4 protein-coding genes are annotated in these 3,879 nt (G+C 50.8%); all 4 read right to left on the bottom strand.

What is annotated here, in order from left to right:
* The coding region (locus ACR0P9_RS08805; RefSeq protein WP_432619289.1) for a homoserine dehydrogenase at window positions 1-662 on the bottom strand (662 nt) is incomplete at its 3' end.
* A 19-nt stretch (window positions 663-681) separates the two neighbouring features.
* Entirely contained in the window at window positions 682-1,125 is a 444-nt protein-coding gene (locus ACR0P9_RS08800) for an ACT domain-containing protein (protein WP_432619287.1), read from the bottom strand.
* Window positions 1,126-1,318: 193 nt separating this feature from the next.
* Window positions 1,319-3,106, bottom strand: a complete 1,788-nt coding sequence (locus ACR0P9_RS08795; protein ID WP_432619285.1) for an S-layer homology domain-containing protein — start codon at window positions 3,104-3,106, stop codon at window positions 1,319-1,321.
* 148 nt (window positions 3,107-3,254) lie between these two features.
* Window positions 3,255-3,879: ornithine carbamoyltransferase (locus tag ACR0P9_RS08790; RefSeq protein WP_432619283.1), on the bottom strand; the 625-nt coding region annotated here is incomplete at its 5' end.

Genomic DNA, 3,879 nt, shown 5'->3' with positions numbered 1-3,879 from the left:
TCGGTCTCTACCTTTTCCGGAGCGACATTATCCCCATATGCGATGTCCGCCAGAATGCACACCTTGCGGCAGGCATCAATGCCCTCGACATCTGCTGCCGGATTGGCTTCTGCATAGCCGAGATCCTGTGCTTCCTTGAGTGCGGTCGCAAAATCCAAGCCGCCGTCAATCATGCGGTTGAGGATATAGTTTGTCGTGCCGTTGAGAATGCCGGTGATCTGGGTCAGATGGTTTGCCGTCAGGCAGCGCTGCATCGGGCGGATAATCGGGATGCCACCGCCGACAGATGCCTCAAACAGATAGTTGACATTCTTCTCTTCGGCAATGTGAAGCAGCTCTGCGCCGTGCGTTGCTACCAGTTCCTTGTTGGACGTGACAACGTGCTTGCCTGCCTCCAAGCTGCGCTTGGTGAAGGTATACGCTGCGCCCTTGCCGCCCATTGTCTCGATGACAATGCTGACCTCCGGATCATTTTCAATGACAGCAAAGTCCTTGACAAATCGCTCCTGATGCGGTTCATTCGGGAAATCGCGCAGATCCAGAATATATTTTACTTCGATCTCTTCTCCCGCATTGCGTGCAACGGTATCCGCATTGCGTTCGAGAACTTCAAGGGTACCGGAACCAACGGTTCCAAAGCCCAAAATTGCAGCTTTCAACATGGTTTTTCCTCCTTATTTGTCATTCCTTTGCCAGAATCTCCATACGAGATACACCGGCAATGGCAAGAATCTCAGACATCATCTGTTCCACCGGTCGGTTCATTTCACCGGTTCGTGCCGCAACGGTCACAGCCGCCTGTCCATTGACAGGGATGGACTGATTGATCGTCAAAATATTGGCACCGGCACGGGCAAACACAGCCAAGATCTCGGATAAGACACCCGCCTCGTCTGTGACCATCAAATTAAACGTGATGATGCTGTGCGTCGCCGCTTCAAACAGCGGCTTGATTCCATCTTTATATTTATAATATGCGCTTCGGCTCAGACCCACCTGTTGGGTTGCCTCGCCGATGGTTCGGCATATGCCGCTTTGCAGATTTCGGTTCACCTGCGCCACCTTCAGAAATACCTCCGGCAGCAGGGACGAGTCTACAATATAATATTTCGGCTGCTGTTCCAATTGTCTCTCGGCTCCTTTCAGAAGGCGTGGTTGTGTCTTTCTGTGAAAAACATTTGTTTTTGCAGCATTGCTATCATACCATAAAAACCAACAGCAACGCAACCCTTTTTCGGCAAAATTCTTGTTTCGTCTGTAATCTTTGCACAAAAAAGGGAGAACCGGTTTGTTCCGGTTCTCCTCCATCCCATTTGGATTACGCTGTGATATTGGTAATGATTGCTGCGCTCTGTGCACGAGTTGCATTGCCGCGTGGCTCCAGTGTGCCGTCTGCATTGCCATTGATAACACCGGATGCTACCGCCCAATTGACTGCCTCTCGCGCATAGTCGGCAATCTGCTCGCTGTCTGAGAATCTAGCTTCCAAATCCTGCGGCTGTGCGCTTTGGCTGCCCGCCCGATGGAACAGAATTACCGCGATGTCCTCGCGCTTGATGGCTGCATTCGGAGCAAAGGTTCCATTCGGATAGCCGCCGACCAGTCCATTCTGTGCCGCCCAGCTGACAGCTGCCGCATACCATTTATCCTGTGACACGTCAGAGAACTGACCGGTATATGTCACAGCGGGTTTGCCCGCGATGTTATACAAAATCTGCGCGAACTGTGCGCGCGTCACATTACCATTGATGCCAAAATTCACGCAGGTCATGCCGGACATATAGCCCTTGTCGTAAACATTGCGTATCTGTGAAATGCCCCAAAAGCTGTCCTCCACATCGTAATACGGAAGAATTTTGTCTTTTACTACACCGGTTCGATACTGCGGCAGCGTATCGTTAGCAGAAAACGCGATCAGGTTCGGATACGACAGGCGGTCGACAAAATCTCCATCGTCCATCTTGTGACCTGTCATATTATTGACGGTCGTGCAGAAGTATGCCATGCGGTCTCTGCCGCTGTCATTCCATGTGACGTCGACACCGGTCCAATGCGTGCCGTACTGCACGTTGTTCCACATGTGATTGCCGGAGTCACTGACGACTATCGTCGCATTGATGCCCAGCTTGCTGCACAGCAGCTGAAGTGCACGAGCATAGCCTTCACATACCGGTCCGACTGTTTTGCCGGAACTGCTCAAAATCGCGCTGACAGAGGACCACGGTGCGCCGGATACTTCGTCTTGATACTTGGTCATGTCTCCAGCTGCCGCATCATCATTATACGAATTGTTTTCGCACAGCCATGTATTTAAAAACTCCAGCTGCTCATATGCTGTTGCGTACCGCGACGCCTGCTTGATAATTTCATTCGTCTTGCTGTCCAGTGCCTGCTTCATGGAGACGCGCTCCTCATAGGTCTCAAATCCCTTGCGGAACAGCGGATAGATATACACCGTCACGCGGTTTCCCGCCTCATTGACCGCATAGCTCATAGACATATATCCGTTAGAATAAAACATCTCTGGGCAATCGCTGTCAATGCTCCGATACACCAGCCAGCTCATATCCATAGCGAAATCAAACATCATCTCACTATAGGCATCTTCGCTGACACCGAGCTGCTTGCATGTCGGCGTAGAAAACGTGACACCTAGTTTCTGCTCTTCTGCACCATCGTCACGGAAAATCGCGCCATCGGTTCCCTTCTTTAAATCCGCCTTCACGTTGTCATACAACTTTTTCATCGCAGAGCCAACATAGACCGACTTCTTGCCGCCAAAGGTATAATAATAATTCGACAGCTGGTCACCATAATTGGTGAAAGAATTTGTCGTCTTTTCTGCGACATTCTGACTGACAGACGCCGTTTCCTGCGCATAGTTTCTACTGTATTCGACAGTCGTAAACGTCGCATTTTTCAGCTGCGCTTCATGCTCTGCCTGCGAATATACCTTGGATTGATACACCGTGCCGGACACATTGGCTTGCGTGACGAATTTGCCGTCCGTCGTCTGTGACGGTTCCATCTGTGCCGCAAAGGCGGTCGGAACGCTGGTACACAGCAGGGCAAACGCCAGCAGATATGCCGTGATTCGTTTTTTCATACAAACCCATCCTTCCCTGTTTTTGGATATTGTTATTGTATCATATGCCCGAAACAATGTCTATCATTCTCGCTCGTTTGCATCTTATTTCACAAAAAATCAACGCAAAAAAAGAGGGCGCAACGCCCTCTTCTTTGATGCCAAAAATTTAAATATGAAAATCTGTCTTTTCACTCATCAGCATGACCATGACAGCCTTCTGTGCGTGCAGGCGGTTCTCAGATTCTTCAAAAATCTCTTCTGCGTGCTCTTCCAGCACAGCATCCGTGATTTCCTCGCCGCGGTGCGCCGGCAGACAGTGCTGTACCATGACGCCTTCCTTGCAGCAGGACAGCAGGTCATGATCGACAGTAAAGCCTGCAAATGCCTTGCGGCGCTTTTCCGCCTCTGCTTCCTGACCCATGCCGATCCATGCATCGGTGAACAGTACATCCGCATTGTCCGCCGCCTGATGAATATCATGGCTCAGCTCGAACGAAGCACCCTGCTTCTTCATTTCCTCTGCAAATGCCAGCACCTTTGCATCCGGCTCATAGCCTTCCGGTGTTGCCACAGAAACCTTCATGCCGACCTTGAGACAGCCGACAATCAGAGAATTGCACATATTGAAGCCGTCACCGACAAAGCCCATCTTCAGACCTTCCAGCTGTGCGAAATGCTCACGCACGGTCATCAGATCAGCGAGCACCTGACACGGGTGGGCAAAATTGGTCAGACCGTTGATAACCGGAATGCTGCCGCAGTCTGCCAGAATTTCTGCCTCTGCCTGATCG

The sequence above is a fragment of the Butyricicoccus sp. genome (assembly GCF_050872565.1).
Lineage (GTDB): Bacteria > Bacillota > Clostridia > Oscillospirales > Butyricicoccaceae > Butyricicoccus_A.
The sequence above is the reverse complement of the archived record's forward strand: the minus strand, read 5'-3'. Positions and strand labels throughout refer to the sequence as shown.

Bases quoted from the DNA above. Each gene is read 5' to 3' on its own strand.
- ACR0P9_RS08795 (WP_432619285.1), bottom strand. From the start codon at position 3,106: ATGAAAAAACGAATCACGGCATATCTGCTGGCGTTTGCCCTGCTGTGT.